The following is a 17,020-nucleotide window of genomic DNA, read 5'->3' on the forward strand; positions in this document are numbered from 1 at the left end:
TCAACACGATTGCACGGTCCTGCTTTTGCGCGGCGCGGCAGGAGGCTCACCCAGGCGACCGCGGTGAGCGCGGTCGCGGGCGCCGCGGCCCTCGGCCAGGTTCTCCGCCAGCGAATTCTGCAGGGCGCAATCTCCAAGTGCGAGGTCGGTGACAAACGGCACCGGCTTGCCGGCGATCGCCATGCCTTTCAGCCGCGCCCAGACAGCGCGCCGCTTGCGCACCTGGTGCGACTGCAATTCGCTGATCTCGGCAATGCCGGTCTCGCGCTTGATCTCCAGCGCGCCGGTTTCGACGGCCGCGTCGAACAGTTCAAGGCCGCGCCTGGTGCGCACGATGATGCCGTTGAGCGCCTCGTCCTCGGCCGCCGGCCCACCATTCAGCCAGGCATCCGAAACGGCAATGTCCGCCACCTGGCCGATCGCGTCGGGACAGATCTTGCAGCGCGGCTGGATCATCCATTTGTCCTCGTCTTCCCACAGCTGCCGATAGCTAAGCTCGAAGGCGCGGCCGTCCCAGGTTTCGATCCGGTTGAGGCCGGGATTGCCGTGGCCGCGATAGCGGAACAGCGCGAGCTCGTCCTCGGCGAGGCCGAAACGCTGCAGCACCTGTTCCGATTTCGAAAGGTCCGATGCGCCGCCGCAGACGAAGGCCAAGGCATAGCGCATGTACTCGTCGACGCGCGGATCGAGCCGCGCCAGGTTGCGCACGGCGGTGATGTCGCAAGGCTTGGCAATCAGCGCGAAGGGTTCGCCGCGATCAAGGATATCGCCGAAATCCACCAGGGTCGCAGCCGGGCCATAGCGCGAGCCCGCGCCCTCGAGCATCGAAGCGGCATCGAAACTCAGCCGCGTTTCGCTGCGCATCGGCTGGGAATGTGACGCCGCGACATGCAGCACGAATTTGACACGCCCGGAGCTCAGCAGGAACTGGCCGAGCGCCGTCAGCACCCCGCCGCCGGAACCGATAAACCGCACGCTCGGATCTCCGGCGCGGCCGAGCACAAGCCTCTCGACCGGTCCCCAGACCGTTTCCATCAACGCGGTTTCGCCTGATCGGGCTGGCGGCGGACCTGCGATGCGCGTTCCCGGACAGACGGCATTGATCCGCATCAGCGTCGGCCTGTCCAGCGCCTGTCTCGCCACCGGCCGCTCGCGGCCCTCCGGCGTCATCACCATTTCGATGGCATCGGGCGTGGCTATCGAACGGCAGAGGCCGCAGCCGATACAGAGTCCATTCTCGACGATCTCGCCGAGTGACAGCGGATGGGCCGCGCGCGGCATCGTGTCCTGATTGGCTTCGAGGAGGCCCATCTCGCTCGATCTCAGACCGGTTCCGAAATGCGCCGGTACTGGTCGGGGCGGCGATAGAGCGCGAAGTTGAAATTCACCTTCCGGCAGGTCTCGATCAGATCGAGATCGGCGCGATGGACGATTATCTCGTCGTCGAGCGACATCGCCTGCGCGGCGATCTCTCCGGTCGGCGCGATGATGCAGGATCCGCCGATCAGTGCCTGGCCGTCTTCGAGGCCAGCCTTGGCGGCCGCCGCCACCCACAGCGTGTTCTGGTAGGCGCCGGCCTGCATCGGCAGATGGTTGTGGAACATTCTCAGATGCGCCAGTCCCGGCGCTTCGTCGAGAAGCAGCGGCGTGTTGTAGCCGAGCAGCACGACCTCGGCGCCATTCAGGCACAGCATGCGGTAAGTCTCCGGCCAACGGCGGTCGTTGCAGATCGCCATGCCGACACGGACGCCGCGATAGTCGAAGACGGGAAAGCCGAGATTGCCGGGTTCGAAGTAGCGGCGTTCGAGATGCGTGGTGGTGCCTTGCTCCGGCTCGCTCGACCCCGGCACATGCATCTTGCGGTAGCGCCCGATGAAGCGCCCGTCCGGGCCGACAAGGTCCATCGTGTTGAAATGGCGCGTGTGGCCGTCTTCCCTGGCGATCTCGCAATAGCCGAGCGCGAAGCCGACCTTGAGGCGCGCGGCGGCATCGTAGAGGCGCTGCGTTTCGGGGCCTGGCATCGACTGTTCGAAGAAGGCGTCGATCTCCGCCTGGTCGTCAATGCGCCAGCGCGGAAAAAAGGTGGTCAGCGCCATCTCGGGAAATACAGCAATCTCCGCACCTGCGACTGCGGCCTGTTCCAGCAGATGGACAAGGCGATCGACTGTTTCGGCACGCGAGGCGCTGCGCTGTATGGGTCCGGTCTGGGCAACCGCAATAGTCAGGCATCGAGCCATGGCGTCGTCTCCTCGACTGGTTTTCGCGAAAGAGCCGGATCGGCGGCGGTGCGCGCTACGAATTGTCCGAACCCCGGCCGCACCTGGAGCTTGCCGTCCACGACCACCGGCACGCCGCGCACCAGCACGGTGGTCGGCTTGCCGGTCACGCTCCTGCCCTCGTAGGGCGTGAAGTCGACGCGCGAATGCAGCGTCTGATGCCCGAGCGTCCAGGTCGCGGTCGGATCCCACAGCGCCAGATCGGCATCGAGGCCGACCGCTATCCGCCCCTTGGCATGGGCCAGACCATAGATCGCGGCGGCATTGCGGGAGGTGAGATCGAGATAGCGGTCCAGCGTCAGCCGGCCGGTGAGCAGCCCTTCCGAGAAGAGCAACGGCAGACGAGTCTCGATGCCGGGAATGCCGCTCAGCGTGGTGGTGAAGGCGGGCGTCTGCGACCGCGCGATCTTGTCGGCGAAGAAATAGGGCGAATGGTCGGAGGACCAGAGATCGATGCCGCCATCGATCAGCGCCTGCCACAGATGCCGATGGCTGCGCGGCGAACGCGGCGGCGGCGAAAAGACAAAACGCGCCGCATCGATGGCCGGGCGGTCGAGGTCGGCTGCGCCGATGAACAGATATTGCGGGCAGGTCTCGGCGATAGCGCCGACGCCGCGCGTCCTCGCTCGCGCCACCTCCTCGGCCGACTGCCAGGACGAGACGTGGACGATGGTCATGCGCGCGCCTGTCATCTCGGCGAAGGCCAGCGCACGATGCGTGGCCTCGCGCTCCATCGTCTCGCTGTGGGCAACGGCATGGTAGCGGATATCGGTGCGGCCGAGATCGATCAGCCGCTGGCGTGTGCGCCTTATCGCGGCATCGTTCTCGGCATGGACCATGACGATCCAGCCAAGCCTGTGGGCAGTATCGAGCACCCTGAAGAACAGGTCGTCGTCGACGGCAAAACCCTGATAGGTCATGAACAGCTTGACCGAGGCGATGCCGCGACCGGCAAGTTGCGAAAGCTGTTGTTCTACATCCGGGCCGGTGCCCATGGTCACCACAGCGTGCAGCCCGTAGTCGATCACCGCGCGGCCTGTGGCGCGATCGAGCGCTCGATCAATGGCGCCGACAGTGCTCATCTCCGGACCCGGCATTCCGAACGGGACGATGCATGTCGTGCCGCCGAAAGCCGCCGAGATGGTGCCGGACTCGAAATCGTCCGCATTGCCGGCCCCGCCCCAGACCGGCTGGTCGAGATGGCAATGGGCATCGATGCCGCCGGGCATGACCCAACGACCGCCGGCGCCGATCACGGATTTACCGGCCAGGCTGGTGCCAATAGCGGCGATGCGGCCGTCGTCGACGGCGATCTCGCATTCGGCCCACCCGTCGTCGAGCGCAACGCGTCCGCCTTTGATCACCAGCTCATGCATTCGGTTTTCCCACCCCAAACGGCGTCAGCCGACCGCCGCCGTGACCATGATCTCGACGCGATACTGGTCGCCGGCAAGCCGCGCCTCCACCGTCGCGCGCACCGGCATGGCGCTGCGATCGATCCAGGCATCCCATGCCGCATTCATCATCTCGAAGTCGGCGATGTCGCGCAGCCAGATCTGGGCGCTGAGAAGTTTCGACTTGTCGCTGCCGGCCTTGGCCAGAAGGGTATCGATCTTGCCGAGGATCTGCCTGGTCTGCGCGGTGGTGTCGCCGGAAAGGTCGTCCGCCGTCAGGCCGGCGACATAGACGGTACCGTTATAGCGCAGCACCCGGCAGAAGCGTTGGCCATTCTCAAGGCGTTCAATCGTCATCTCCTGGTCTCCTCTCGATCTTCGGCAGGCGACCTATCGTAGGGAGCGTGCAAAAGGACTGTAAAGGCTGTCGCACGGCACAACCCTGTTTTCCGCAACTGGGATGGCCAAAAAAAATGACGCCATAGCCGTGTCAATCTTCGCTTGTGGCATGCATGGCGAGGTGTAGCTTCCCTCAGGGAGAGCAGCCGCCGGCCAGCGTGACTGCCAAGGGGAGCCGTCGCAATGCGTAAAAGTCCGGCGTCGGTCAGTGATCCTGCTTGCGATCTCCGGCGCCCGTCCTAGCCGGCCGACGGCTGCATTCATGGGATCGATCGCTCAATCCGCGATGCGCTTGTGGCGGAATGCCGAGCGCTCCCGTGCCACGCTGCCGATCATGGCAAGCGTCTGCCTCGCCTGTATCGGCAGCGCCATGCTGACGACCGCTGTCTCGTTCCACCTCGGCAAACCCGGCGTCGACCCCGACATCGTGCAGATCGTGCTGACCGCCTATCCGGTCGGCTTCCTGATCGGATGCCTGATGACGCGTCCATTGGTCGCCCGCTACGGCCATGAGCGGACCTTCCTGCTGATCCTGACGACAGCGCTGCTGTCGGCCCTGGGCTTCGTCTTCACCGACTTCATGCCGGGCTGGTTCTGCTTCCGGCTGCTCGGCGGCATGTCGATGGCGTCGATGTTTGTCGTCTGCGAGAGCTGGATCAATCTCTATGCCGAACAGCACAATCGCGGCGCGATGTTTTCGATCTACATGCTGACGACGGCGATTGCCGTGCTGCTCGGCCAGATCCTGGTCGCGCTGGTCGGTCCACAATCTCCGCATCTGTTTCTGGTCGCGACCGCGACGGTCCTTCTGGCCTTCACGCCCAACTTCGCGGGGCTGCGCTGGCCGACGCTGCCTCCTGTGCCGGCCGAGCCGGCGCCCGCGCCCGGGGCGAAGACGGACAGGCGGCTCGGACCGCTGGCGCTTTTCAGGCTGGCGCCGGTGACCGTCGTCGCCATTTTCCAGGCTGGCATCACCAACATGAACATCTTCGTGCTGACGCCTCTTTACGGCACGCAGATCGGACTGTCGGCGGCGGCCACGGTTTGGCTGGTGACCACGATAAGCATCGCCGGCATGCTGGCGCAGACCCCGGTCGGCTGGCTGTCGGACCGGTTCGACCGCCGCCTGATGCTGCTGGCGCAAGGGCTGGTGTCGGTGACGGCCTGCGCCGCGATCGCATGGGTCGGCACCCTGTCGGTGCCGCTGCTGTTCGTGCTGTTCTTCCTCTATGGCGCCACGGCGCTGACGATCTATCCGGTGGCGATGGCCTTCGGCGCGTCTCAGCTTCATAGCCGGCACATGGTCGCCGCCTCCGGCACGCTGCTTCTGCTCTACTCGATCGGCAATGTGGCAACGCCGGGTGTCGCCGCGGGGTTGATGGCGCATCTTGGGCCTCCCGCCATGTTCCTGCTGCTCGGCGGCGGCGCTGCCCTGGTCACGCTCGCGGCCTGCTACAATCTTCTGCGCCGGCCGGTCACGGCACCGGTCATGCAAAGCGCCGAGGAACGGGTTTGAGGTCGCCGCGATGAACCGACTGCAAGGCAGCGTTGTCCTGATAGCGGGCGCCGCAAGCGGCATTGGCGCCGCCATTGCCCGACGCTGTGTTTCGGAAGGCGCCAGCGTGGTCTGCGCCGACTATGATCTTCTGCCGGCGACACAGCTTGCCGGTATACTTGGTCCTTCGGCTGCCGCCTGCCAATGTGACGTGACCGACATCGGTTCCGCCCGGGACGCCGTCGAATTCGCGAGACAAAAATTCGGCCGGCTCGACGGGTTGGTGCACAACGCTGCCGCGCCGTCGACGAACGCCACCGTCGTCGATCTCGACGAACAGTCCTGGCGCCGCGAACTCGACGCCAGCCTGACCGGCGCGTTCCTGATAAGCAAGTACGCGGTGCCGTTGATCGCCGCGGGTGGCGGCGGGTCGGTGGTGTTCATCGGATCGCAGTTCGGACGGGTCGCGACGACCAGGGCCGTCGCCTATTGCGCCGCCAAGGCGGGGCTGATCCATCTTGCCAAGGCGATGGCGGTCGACCATGCGCCGGATAAGGTGCGCGTCAACAGCCTGTCGCCGGGCGCGGTGGCGACGACGCGCCTGTTGCGCAGATTTCCGGACTTCGAGGCGGCCAATGCAGGTCTCGGACCCGCGCATCTGCTCGGCCGCATCGCGGAGCCGGATGAGATCGCCGCGGCGGCTGCCTTCCTTTTGTCATCGGATGCATCCTTCGTCACCGGATCCGACATGCTCGTGGACGGCGGCTATGCGACGCGCTGACCCTCATCGTTCAACCACCAAGGAGTTCGCATGACGCTACTCGTCACTGGAGGCACCGGCTTTGTCATGAGCGTGGTCGCGCGCGCCTGGCTCGACCGCGATCCGCAAGCCCGGGCCGTGATCCTCGACCGGTCCGGCCTCGACACGGCGGCCGAAAAGCATTTCGCCCCGGTACGCGACCGGCTCACGGTGATCGCTGCCGATGTGCTCGACCCGAAGGCCTGGTCCGCGACACTCGACAAGCATGGCATCACGGCAATCGTGCATGGCGCGACGATCACGCCGATCTCGCGCGGCAGCGCCTCCGAGGCAAAACGCCAGCCAGAGGCGGAAGACCCTGCCCGCATCGTCGACGTCAATCTGATGGGCACCGTGCGAGTGCTGGACTGGGCGCGCACGAGGCCGGAGGTAAAGCGCTTCGTCTATGTCAGTTCCGGCTCCGTCTACCGTCACAATGGACCCGACTGGGGCGGCGAGCCGCTGCCGGAAGACGGCTATGTCGCGCCGCTGACGCTCTACGGCATCTCGAAATTCGCCTCCGAGATGGTGACCAACCGCTATGCCGACCTGTTCGGCCTGTCGGCTGTCTCGGTGCGGCTTGCTTCGGTCTACGGCCCGATGGACCGCGCGACCGAGAGCCGCAACTTTCGCCATGTTCCCAACCGCGTCGCGCATATGGCTCTGGCCGGCGAGACGATCAGGCCGAACAGCCTGGAGCCTGTCGGCGACTATGTCGCCTCGACCGACGTTGCCGACGCGATCCTCGCGCTGATCGATGCGCCGCGCCTCAACTACCGCCACTACAACATCGGCTCCGGCTCGAGCCAGAGCATCGGCGAGATCATCGGCTGGGCAAGGGAACGCGTGCCCGGACTGAAGGCCGAAGTGACATCGGGAGAAAACGCCAACATCGTCCAGGATGTGAGACTGAAAGGCGGCATGTGGGGCGCGTATGACATCGCCCGCATCCTACGCGACACCACATGGCGGCCGCGCCCCGGCAAGGAAGCCTTCCACGCCTACATGGAYTGGATAGAAGCCAACGAAACGAGCTGAGAGGAACTTGCCATGACGCCGAGCGCTGCCTCGCAACCGACCCAGCCGAGGGATTTCGTCGGCTATGGTCCGCGCCCGCCCTTCATGACCTGGCCCGGCGGCGTCAAGCTCGCCATCAACCTCGTGCTCAATTACGAGGAAGGCTCGGAGTACTCCTGGCTGGAGGACGGCCGAAACGACAATTGGGGCGAATACAATCTCACCTCCAGCCCGCCGGTGCGCGACCTCGGCACCGAGACGCATTTCGAATATGGCAGCCGCGCCGGTGTCTGGCGGCTGGCACGGCTCTTCGATCGCTACGACATCCCGATCACCATCTCCGCTTGCGCGGTAGCGCTGGACCGGAACCCGCCCTTCGTCGAATGGATGAAGACGCGGCGGCACGATCTGCTCGGCCACGGCCTGCGCTGGATCGACTACACGACCATGGAGCGCAGCGAGGAAAACCGCCACCTGCATGAAGCGATCGCGCTTTACCAGAAGCTGCTGGGCAGGCGCCCCCTCGGCTGGAACTGCCGCTCGCTGCCCAGCATCAACACGCGCGATTTGCTCGTCGAGGAAGGCGGCTTCCTCTACCACTCCGATCCCTGCAACGACGACCTGCCCTATTTCCTCGATCATCGGGGGACCGAGATCCTGGTCGTGCCCTATTCCAAGACGCTCAACGACAGCCGCTATCTGGTGGCGCCCGGCTACAGCAATCCGCGCGACTTCGCCGAGGATTGCCGCTCGGCGATCGATTACATGCTCGACGAGGCGGACGAAACCGGCGGCCGCATGCTGACGATCGGGATCCACGCGCGCTGGATGGGCCAGCCCAACCGGGCGTCCGGGCTGCGCGAGGTGATCGAGCATGTGAAGCAGAACCCGGCCGCTGCCTTTATGCGGCGCGAAGACATTGCCCGGTTCTGGCTGGACAATCATGCCGGCTTCGAGCGGCGCGGCTGACAAGAGCAACGAGAACGGCGACATGTTCGAAACGCTGATCCGGGGAGCCACCATCGTCAACGCCGAAGGGTTCGAGCGGCGCGACGTGGGCATCACCGACGGCCGCATCGTGGCAATGATAGCGCCCGGCGAGACGGCTTCGGCCAGGACCGTTGTCGATGCGGCCGGTGCCTATCTGCTACCCGGCTTGGTCGACGCGCATGCGCATCTGCGCGAGCCCGGACTGACGCACAAGGAGGACTTTTCCTCCGGCACGCATGCCGCGGCCCTTGGCGGTGTGACGACGGTGCTCGACATGCCGACCGACGAGCCGTGGACGGCCACGGCCGAACAGCTTGCCGACAAGATGGCGATGACCGATGGCCGCATCCATGTCGATGTCGGCTTCCAGGCCGTGGTCAGCAGCGACCTGTCGCACGTCTCAGGCCTGCTCGATCTCGCGCCGGTCTCATTCGAACTGTTCACAGCCGATGTGCCCGATGACTTCCTGTGCGCGACGCTCGACGCCGTGGCCGAAGCGTTGAGAGCTTTCGTCGGCAGCGACACTTTGATCGGCATCTCGCCGGGCGATCAATCGATCCTGACCGGCAGCACACTGCGTGACCGCTCCGGCACCATCGCCGCCTTTCAGGCCAGCCGGCCGCCGCTGGCGGAGGCAAGCGGCATCGCCCGCGCGCTTGCCGCCGCCGCCTCGGCCGAGACCAGAATTCACGTCCGCCAGGTCAATTCCGAACTCGGCGTCGAGGCGTGGAGCCGGCTGCGCGGCATGGCCGACGCCAGCGTCGAAACCACGCCGCAGAACCTGTTCTTCACGGCGCAGGATTACGAAACACAAGGGGCCAATCTGAAGGCCTCTCCGCCCCTGCGTTCGCCGCATGATGTCGACGCGCTGCGCGCGGCGCTGAGCGCCGGCCTGATCGACATCATCGCCACCGACCACGCGCCGCATGCACCGGCCGAAAAGGCCGCGCGCTATGCTGCTTTCGCCGACATTCCGGGCGGCATGCCTGGGCTGCAGACGCTGCTTCCAACCGTGCTGAGGTTGGTCGAGGAAGGGCTGATAGCGCTGCCGGATGTGGTACGCATGTGTGCCAGCAATCCAGCCGAGCGCTTCGGCCTCGGCCGGCGCAAGGGACGGATCGCCACCGGCTACGATGCCGATATCCTCATCCTCGATCCCCGCCAGTCGAGCACGATCGCCAATGCCGATCAGGTGTCGCGAGCGGGCTATACGCCATTCGACGGCTGGACCGTCCAGGCACGGCTGGCAAGCGTCTTCCTGCGCGGTCGTGAGATCGTGCGCGAGGGAAAACTGATTGGCCCGAGCGTTGGAAATATTGTCACCCGGGAAAGCTGAGGACCATGCCCCTGCTCACAGACAAGACCGCCATCGTCACCGGAGGCAGTTCCGGCATCGGCCGCGCGATCGCGCTGAAATTCGCGGCCGAGGGCGCGAACGTCGTCATCGCCGACACGGTCGAGCAGCCGATCGAGGGCGGTGAGAGCACCGTGGAGTTGATCCGCTCGGCCGGCGGAGCTGCCGTTTACATCCGGACCGACATCTCCGACTGGAGCGCCGTCGATGGACTGGTCGGTGCGACGGTCACGCAGTTCGGACGGCTCGACGTGATGGTCAACAACGCCGCGATCTACACCAGCACCAATCTGATCGACACCACGCCGGAACAATGGCAGCGCGTCATCGGCGTCAACCTGACCGGATTCTTCTACTGCTCGAAACGGGCGGTGCTACAGATGCTCGCCCAGGCGCCGGTCAACGACGTGCGCGGCCGTATCATCAACATCTCCTCGCAGCATGGCATGGTGGCCTGCCCGGGCGACTTCCCCTATTCGGTGAGCAAGGGCGGCATCGTGCAGATGACACGGCAGATCGCCGTTGACCACGCCGACGACCTGATCGTCTGCAATGCCATCGCACCCGGCAAGATCATCACCGGCAAGCCAGGCGTTGCCAACGACCCTGGCGCGCTCGACTATTCACACCGCCGCACGCCTTGGCCGCGGCTCGGGCATCCGAATGACGTGGCAGGTGCCGCACTGTTCCTTGCCAGCGACATGGCAAGCTACGTCACCGGCATCAACCTGATGGTCGACGGCGGCTGGATGGCGGGCTGACCGAGGAGAACCACATCCGCCCGTGCCATAAGACGCGTTCGCTGTGCTTTCCCCAGGACTGGTTCCACAGTGCCGTCCGCCCGCCGAGGCTTGTGCATCGCTAGCTATTCCCCGCGACAGAAACGGTGGATGCGGTTTATCGAGATGCCTCCTCGCGGCCTCGCTTCAGCGCTACCCCTCCGCTACCAGAGCAAAACAAAAGACTTAGAGGAGTTCGCCTTTTCCGTGAGACGGTGAACTGATCCAGCGTCCATTCTTCAGGTCATCGGCGGGCGCTCAAGAGGTCGGTGCAGCGGCCGCAACCAATCCGGCTTGCTTGAGATCAGCCCATAGCTCCGACGGAATATCCTCCCGCAGATAGGCCAGATTCTGCCTCAATTCCTCGGCAGAGCGGGCGCCCGGGATGACACTCGACACCAGGGGATGGCCGAGCGGGAACTGCAGCGCCGCCGCCGGCAGGGAAACCTTGTGGCTGGCGCACACCGCCTCGATGCGGCGGACGCGTTCGAGCACCGGCTCGGGAGCCGGCCTGGTGTTGAAGGTCGCGCCCTTGACCGCGCCCGTCGCCAGGATGCCGGAATTGTAGGGGCCGCCGATAATGATCCTCGTGCCGCGCTGTTCACAGAGCGGCAGCAGGGTCGCCAGTGGCTCCTGTTCGAGCAACGTGTAGCGGCCGGCGAGCAGGAAATAATCGAAGGCGCCGGCAACGACGAAATCGGACAGCATCTGCCATTGGTTGATGCCGACGCCGACCGCCTTGATGACGCCTTGCGAGCGAAGTTCGTCGAGCGCTGGATAGGCGCCGTCCATGGCTTCCCGGAAGCGGCTCCGGGCATAGGGATCCTCGCCGGGGCCGAAATGAATGGCCTCGTCGGGATCGTGGATCGAAACCATGTCGACATAGTCGGTGTCCAGCCGCTTCAGCGTGCCCTCGAGCGAACGCATCACCGCATCGCGCGAATAGTCGAACTCGGCGCGGAAGGAGCCGGGCTGGTCCCACAGCGCCGGCTTCAATTCTTCGGGCGGGATCGGCACGAGGTCGTAGCCGATCTTCGACGAGATGACGATGTCCGCGCGGGGCAGCGACTTGATGGCAAGGCCCAGACGCGTCTCGCTGACGCCAAAGCCATAGACAGGTGCGGTGTCGAAATAGCGGATGCCATTGTCATAGGCCGCCTGCACAGTCTTCACCGCCGCATCGGTGTCGACGGCGCGGTACATGTTGCCGAGCCCCGTGCCACCGAGCCCGATCGTCGTCACCTTCAGGCCGCCCTTGCTAACAGCCCTGAATTCGATTTCAGCCATTTTCTCTTCCTGTAATCCCTGATCGTCCATTTGTGCCGCCCAGAAGGCCGCCTTCGCGCCATGAGGCCGCAGAGGGCCGTCCTGAACTCGGCGGCGAAAAAGCATTGACACAAAAGTTGTCATATAACAATGTAACCAGATGACAAATGTAGCGATGCCTACAAAGCGACAAGGGAGGAACGCATGGACGACGAGACGAAAAATCTGATGGAGATGGTGAATGCCGGCATCAGCCGGCGCAGTGCCTTCGCACTGGCCGGGAAGCTCGGCCTCGGTGCCGCAGGCCTCGCCAGCGGACTGGCAGGTGCAGGTCTGGCCGGCGGCATCAGTGCCGCACGAGCAGCCGATTCATCGCCCGGCCTGCCGAAGAAGCCCTACAAATTCCACTTCGTCTGCCACGTGACGCTCGACCAGTTCTTCACGCCAACGGTCTACGGCATCCAGGATGCCTGCGCGGCTTTCGGCTGCAGCTATCAGTGGACAGGTTCGCAGAAGAACGTCGTCTCCGAAATGGTCAGCGCCATGCAGACGGCGATCGCGCAGAAATCGGACGGCATCGCGGTGTGCCTGGTCGATCCGACGGCCTTCGACGCCGCCACCGACATGGCCGCGCAGGCGGGTATCCCGGTCGTCGCCTTCAACGCCGACGTGCCGGTCGGCAGCCCCAACAAGCGGCTCTCCTATGTCGGCCAGCCGCTCTATCAGTCCGGCTACAACTCGGCGCTGAAGTGGCTGAAGCTGATCCCCAAGGGCGGCCATGTCATGCTGTCGATCGGCGTGCCCGGCTCGCTGAACACGCAGCCGCGTCTCGACGGCTACATCCAGGCGATCAAGGACAGTAACAGCGGCGTCACCTACGATGTCGTCAACACCGGTCCGGATCCGGCAACCGAAATCTCGCGCGTCGAGAGCTATTATCTCAGCCACAAAAACGTCAACGGCCTGTTCGGCACCGGCGGTTCCGACACCTATGCCTGCGGTTTCGTGTCCAACAAATACGGCCTGGTGAAGGGAGGCGGCGCGGTGGCCGGCTTCGACCTGTTCCCGCAGACGCTGGACTTCATCAAGGCCGGCGACGTCAACTTCACCACCGACCAGCAGGCCTATCTGCAGGGCTTCCTGCCGGTGCAGCAGATGTATCTCTACAAGCTCTCCGGCGGTCTCGTCGGCCCGGCCAACAGCGACACCAGCCAGGCCTATGTGACGAAGGACAATGTCGACGCCTATGTCGGCAAATCGCGCTTCGAGGGCCGCAGCGACGTCGAGCCGACCTGACACGGTCAACCCTGTGAAACGCCTGCCCTCGCCGCGTCATTTCGCATGATGTGGCGGGGGCGGCGCCGGCTGCCGACCTGGCTGCTTTCGCCTCATCGCAAATCCTCTTCTTCGCCCAAAGTTCGAAATCAAGAAGAAGTTCGAAATCAGGAAGACAAGAGTGCCGCCCACAGAAACCAAGCCCGCGAAGAAGACCGGCGTCAAGGTCCCGCACACGATGACGGAGAGGCTGCTGATCCTGCTTTCGCGCTATCGCGAGGCCAGCATCGCCGTCGTCGCCATCGTGCTGGTCATCTATTTCCAGTTCGGCAGCGATGGCGGCTTCCTGTCGCCGCAATTCATGAGCGTGGTGCTGCGCGACACCGGCCGGCTCGGCCTGATCGCCGCGGCGGAAGTCATGCTGATGATCACCGGCGAGATCGACCTGTCGCTCAGCGCCATCTTCTCGATCGCCCCCTATGTCATGGCTCTGCTGTCGGTCACCTATGGTGTGCCGCTCGCCGTGGGTGCGCTGATCGGCGTGCTGATCGGCATATTGGTCGGCGCCATCAACGGCATCATCACCGTGCGCTTCAAGGTGCCGTCGCTGATCACCACCGTCGGCATGCTGTTCTTCCTGCAAGGCATCGTCGTCTCAATCTACAACAGCCAGCCGATCGTGGCGCCGATCGAGCAACCCTTCAACGCCATCTTCGGACAGAGCCTCTACCAGCCATCGGATGCGCTCTTGTCCTGGCATGGCATCACCGCCTTCACGCCCTTCCTGTGGGCGGCGGTGCTGGTGCTGGTGCTGGCGCTGGTTCTGAACCGCACCACCTTCGGTCTGCACACCATCGCGACGGGCTCCAACATCATCGGCGCGCGTGAGATCGGCGTGCGCACCGACCGCATGAAGATCTACAATTTCATGATCGCCGGCGGCTTCGCCGCCTTCGCCGGCATCATCAACACCGCGCAGTTCACCTCGGCTGATCCGCAGGCCGGCAGCCCGTTCCTCACCTTGCAGGCGATCGCCGCGGCGGTCATCGGCGGCACCTCGCTGCTGGGCGGCTCCGGCACGGTCATCGGTGCGCTGATCGGCGCCTTTGTCGTCGCCTCGCTCAACAACGGCCTGGTGATGATCGGCGCGCAGGCCACCGTATCCGACATCTATCTCGGCGCCGCCATCATCGCCGCCATGATCCTCTCAATCCAGGTCGACCGCCTGCGCACACGGAGGCGCGTATGAACACGCAAGATATTCCACCCCTCAGCAAGGATTCGCCCGTCGTGCTGGAGATGTCCAACATCTCCAAGAGTTTCGGCGCGGTCACCGCCCTCGTCGACGTCTCGATAAAATTGCGCCAGGGTGAAGTCCTGGCGCTGGTCGGCGACAATGGCGCCGGTAAATCGACGCTGATCAAGATCCTGTCCGGCTTCCACCAGCCCGATACCGGCACGATCGTCTCGCAAGGTAAGGAGGTGCGTTTCGCCTCGCCGCGCGATGCGCGCGCCCAAGGCATCGAAACCGTCTATCAGGACCTGGCTCTGATCGGCGACCTCAGCGTCTTCCACAATATGTTTCTGGGCCGCGAGTACCACAAGCGCTTCCTTGGCCTGAACCTGCTAGACAACAGGAAGATGCGCGAACAGGCGCAGCTCTATCTCGATACGCTCGGCATCTCGATCCCCAGCGTCAACAGCACAGTCGATCTCCTGTCGGGCGGGCAGCGCCAGTGCATCGCGGTCGCCCGCTCGATCTATTCGTCACCGAAGATCCTGGTGCTTGACGAACCGCTGGCGGCACTGGGCGTGCGCGAGAGCGCGCATGTGCTGGGCCTGATCCAGAATTTGCGCCAGCAGCGCCAGGTCTCGGTGATCCTGATCGTCCATAACTACAACCAGATCTTCGAAGTCTGCGACCGCATCAACTTCCTGCATTCGGGCGAGGTCGCGCTGGACGCGTCCACCGCCGACACCAGCGAGGAGGAGCTGATCCGCATCGTCAAATCGGGCCTCGGCCGCAAGGCGATCGACGCCGCCGCGGCTGAAGTGCGGCCGGGCCTCGTATGAACCTGCCTCGCGGCTGAACCAATCCCCGCCGGCCCGACCACCATCGGCCCGGCCCCTCGCACGGAGTATTCGTTTTGACGTTCTCACCCACCGAACTGACCAGATCCCTTGGCCGCGGGCTGCTGTCCTTTCCGCTGACCTTCTTCGATGATGACGGCGGCTTCAACGAAGGCGGCTACCGCGCCCATGTCGCCAGCCAAGGCGCTGCCGGCGCCAGCGGGCTGTTCGCCGCCGGCGGCACGGGCGAATTCTTTTCGCTGACGCTCGAGGAATACAAGCGCGTCGTGCGGGCGGCGTCTGACGAGGTGCCTGATCATTTGCCGCTGCTGGCCGGCGTCGGCTACGGCACGCATATGGCGGTCGAGTTCGCCAAGGCCGCCGAGGCCAATGGCGCCGACGGGTTGCTGGTGCTGCCCCCCTATCTGGTCAAGTCGGAGCAGGAGGGCCTGCGCCGGCACCTGACCGCCATCTGCCGCTCGGTCGGCATCGGCGTGATCGCTTACAGCAGGGACAATGCCATTCTGACACCCGAGACGCTCGAGCGTGTGGCTCAGGATTGCCCTAATTTGATCGGCTTCAAGGACGGCGTCGGCGACATCGAGTTACTCACCGCCACGCGCTACCGAATGGGCGACCGGCTGGTCTTCATCGGCGGCATGCCGACGGCCGAGGTCCATGCGAGTGCGGCGGCCGCCATCGGCATGACGACCTATTCGTCGGCCATCTACAATTTCGCGCCCGCGATTGCGCTGCGCTTCTTCAATGCGCTGCGCGCCGGCCACAAGACGGAAGTCGACGACCTCATCCGCTCGTTCTTCCTGCCCTACCTCGCCATCCGCAACCGACGCGCCGGCTATGCCGTGTCGATCGTCAAGGCCGGTGCGCGCATCGCCGGCATCGATTGCGGCCCGGTCAGGTCGCCGCTTCTCGACCTGACTGATGATGAGGAGCGGCAGCTCGCTGATCTCATGCAGTCCTGCGAGATGCCGGTCGCGGAGCTGGCGTAGGACGGGATGATTTGCTGGAGTGGATCGAAGACCCGAGTTGACGGCGCGCTACGATCGGGCCGAACCGTCGACCATGCGGCGATAGCGTTCCCGGCCAGCCTCCAGATGCTCGCGCAAGGTGAAGCGGGCGGCTTCGACATTCTGCCGCTCGATGGCCTGATAGATGCGGCGGTGCTCCATCTGGACCTGTTCCAGATAGTGCCGCCGCTGCTCCGGCGTTTCGTCGCGCGGACGCATCAGCTGGCGTGGAATGACGACAGGGCCGAGAAAATGCATGAAGCGTTCGAAATAGGGATTGCCGGTGGCCGAGGCGATCGCCCGATGGAAGGCAAAATCCGGCTCGATGGCGCTCTCTCCCGCCGCGATCGAGGCATCGATGGCGTCGAGGCAGTCGCGCATGCGGGCAAGGTCGTCGTCGCTGCGTTTCTCGGCGGCGATGCCGGCGGCTTCCTGTTCCACCGCCAGCCGGAGCTGCAGCACGTTCTGGACTTCGGTCAGCGAGTGCAGCTCGTCGGAGACGATGCGAAACGTGGTGTTGGCCTGATGGTCGGCGACGAACACGCCAGAACCCTGGCGGCTGACGACGAGCCCTTCCGATCGAAGAGAAGCCATGGCTTCGCGGATCACCGTGCGGCTGACACCGAATTGCGCGATCAGTTCCTGCTCGGTCGGCAGTTTCTCACCGCTCGTCATATGGCCGGCACGTATTTCGCGCGCAAACCAGTCGGCAACCTGCGCCGTGCGGCTGATCTGCGGGGGAAGGCCAAAGGAACGTTTCATCGCCACCAAGCAATAAACGAACCGCCGTCCTTGGCAACCGATTATTTATACGGTGATATGATGAAATTTGCGGAATGCTCGCTACGACCAGTCTTCATTCGCCTTGCCATATCAGC

16 protein-coding genes are annotated in these 17,020 nt (G+C 64.6%); 10 read left to right on the forward strand and 6 right to left on the reverse strand.

The window, feature by feature from the left end; genetic code table 11:
• The 4 genes from AB4Z43_RS21995 to AB4Z43_RS22010 are packed head-to-tail and all read right to left on the reverse strand — an operon-like array spanning position 1 to position 4,027.
• Positions 1-1,311, reverse strand: coding sequence for a Coenzyme F420 hydrogenase/dehydrogenase, beta subunit C-terminal domain (locus AB4Z43_RS21995; RefSeq protein WP_441938939.1), 1,311 nt, complete (start codon positions 1,309-1,311; stop codon positions 1-3).
• Positions 1,312-1,322: 11 nt separating this feature from the next.
• Positions 1,323-2,237, reverse strand: coding sequence for a nitrilase-related carbon-nitrogen hydrolase (locus AB4Z43_RS22000; RefSeq protein ID WP_441938940.1), 915 nt, complete (start codon positions 2,235-2,237; stop codon positions 1,323-1,325).
• Positions 2,222-3,652: a dihydropyrimidinase gene (gene hydA, locus AB4Z43_RS22005; protein ID WP_441938941.1), complete on the reverse strand. Its 1,431-nt coding sequence runs from the start codon at positions 3,650-3,652 to the stop codon at positions 2,222-2,224. Before hydA ends, AB4Z43_RS22000 begins: the two co-directional genes overlap by 16 nt.
• A gap of 24 nt (positions 3,653-3,676) precedes the next feature.
• Positions 3,677-4,027, reverse strand: coding sequence for a RidA family protein (locus AB4Z43_RS22010; protein WP_019856633.1), 351 nt, complete (start codon positions 4,025-4,027; stop codon positions 3,677-3,679).
• A gap of 304 nt (positions 4,028-4,331) precedes the next feature.
• On the opposite strand from AB4Z43_RS22010, the gene AB4Z43_RS22015 reads away from it, so the two are divergent.
• From AB4Z43_RS22015 to AB4Z43_RS22040, 6 genes are read left to right on the forward strand one after another with little or no spacing between them, the layout of a single operon-like run.
• Complete coding sequence (locus AB4Z43_RS22015) at positions 4,332-5,585, forward strand: MFS transporter (protein WP_038645014.1); 1,254 nt, start codon at positions 4,332-4,334, stop codon at positions 5,583-5,585.
• A 10-nt stretch (positions 5,586-5,595) separates the two neighbouring features.
• Positions 5,596-6,345 (forward strand): SDR family NAD(P)-dependent oxidoreductase, encoded by a 750-nt coding sequence (locus tag AB4Z43_RS22020; protein ID WP_038645012.1) that lies wholly within the window; start codon positions 5,596-5,598, stop codon positions 6,343-6,345.
• 30 nt (positions 6,346-6,375) lie between these two features.
• Positions 6,376-7,401: an NAD-dependent epimerase/dehydratase family protein gene (locus AB4Z43_RS22025; protein WP_441938942.1), complete on the forward strand. Its 1,026-nt coding sequence runs from the start codon at positions 6,376-6,378 to the stop codon at positions 7,399-7,401.
• Between the two features lie 12 nt (positions 7,402-7,413).
• Complete coding sequence (locus AB4Z43_RS22030) at positions 7,414-8,349, forward strand: polysaccharide deacetylase family protein (RefSeq protein ID WP_441938943.1); 936 nt, start codon at positions 7,414-7,416, stop codon at positions 8,347-8,349.
• Positions 8,324-9,706, forward strand: coding sequence for a dihydroorotase (locus tag AB4Z43_RS22035; RefSeq protein WP_441938944.1), 1,383 nt, complete (start codon positions 8,324-8,326; stop codon positions 9,704-9,706). Before AB4Z43_RS22030 ends, AB4Z43_RS22035 begins: the two co-directional genes overlap by 26 nt.
• 5 nt (positions 9,707-9,711) lie before the next feature.
• Positions 9,712-10,485 carry an SDR family NAD(P)-dependent oxidoreductase gene (locus tag AB4Z43_RS22040; RefSeq protein WP_441938945.1) on the forward strand — a complete coding sequence of 258 codons (774 nt, stop codon included), beginning with the start codon at positions 9,712-9,714 and terminating at the stop codon, positions 10,483-10,485.
• A 276-nt stretch (positions 10,486-10,761) separates the two neighbouring features.
• On the opposite strand, the gene AB4Z43_RS22045 is transcribed toward AB4Z43_RS22040, so the two are convergent.
• A complete protein-coding gene (locus AB4Z43_RS22045; RefSeq protein WP_441938946.1) occupies positions 10,762-11,790 on the reverse strand; it encodes an aldo/keto reductase in 1,029 nt (342 codons plus the stop codon).
• A 183-nt stretch (positions 11,791-11,973) separates the two neighbouring features.
• Between AB4Z43_RS22045 and AB4Z43_RS22050 the strand changes: the two genes are divergently transcribed.
• The 4 genes from AB4Z43_RS22050 to kdgD all read left to right on the forward strand — a co-directional run bounded on the left by AB4Z43_RS22050 (position 11,974) and on the right by kdgD (position 16,124).
• On the forward strand, positions 11,974-13,065 hold the full coding sequence (locus tag AB4Z43_RS22050) for a sugar ABC transporter substrate-binding protein (protein ID WP_069091517.1): 1,092 nt from the start codon (positions 11,974-11,976) through the stop codon (positions 13,063-13,065).
• 160 nt (positions 13,066-13,225) lie between these two features.
• A complete protein-coding gene (locus AB4Z43_RS22055) occupies positions 13,226-14,293 on the forward strand; it encodes an ABC transporter permease (RefSeq protein ID WP_441938947.1) in 1,068 nt (355 codons plus the stop codon).
• Positions 14,290-15,117 (forward strand): ATP-binding cassette domain-containing protein, encoded by an 828-nt coding sequence (locus AB4Z43_RS22060; RefSeq protein WP_019856623.1) that lies wholly within the window; start codon positions 14,290-14,292, stop codon positions 15,115-15,117. The genes AB4Z43_RS22055 and AB4Z43_RS22060 overlap by 4 nt, the downstream gene beginning before the upstream one ends.
• Positions 15,118-15,191: 74 nt before the next feature.
• Positions 15,192-16,124, forward strand: a complete 933-nt coding sequence (gene kdgD / locus AB4Z43_RS22065) for a 5-dehydro-4-deoxyglucarate dehydratase (protein ID WP_441938948.1) — start codon at positions 15,192-15,194, stop codon at positions 16,122-16,124.
• A 48-nt stretch (positions 16,125-16,172) separates the two neighbouring features.
• Here the strand turns inward: kdgD and AB4Z43_RS22070 are convergent, their stop codons facing one another.
• Positions 16,173-16,904: a FadR/GntR family transcriptional regulator gene (locus AB4Z43_RS22070; protein ID WP_019856621.1), complete on the reverse strand. Its 732-nt coding sequence runs from the start codon at positions 16,902-16,904 to the stop codon at positions 16,173-16,175.
• Positions 16,905-17,020 lie beyond the last annotated feature (116 nt).

Source organism: Mesorhizobium sp. 2RAF45, from assembly GCF_052115225.1.
Lineage (GTDB): Bacteria > Pseudomonadota > Alphaproteobacteria > Rhizobiales > Rhizobiaceae > Mesorhizobium > Mesorhizobium jarvisii.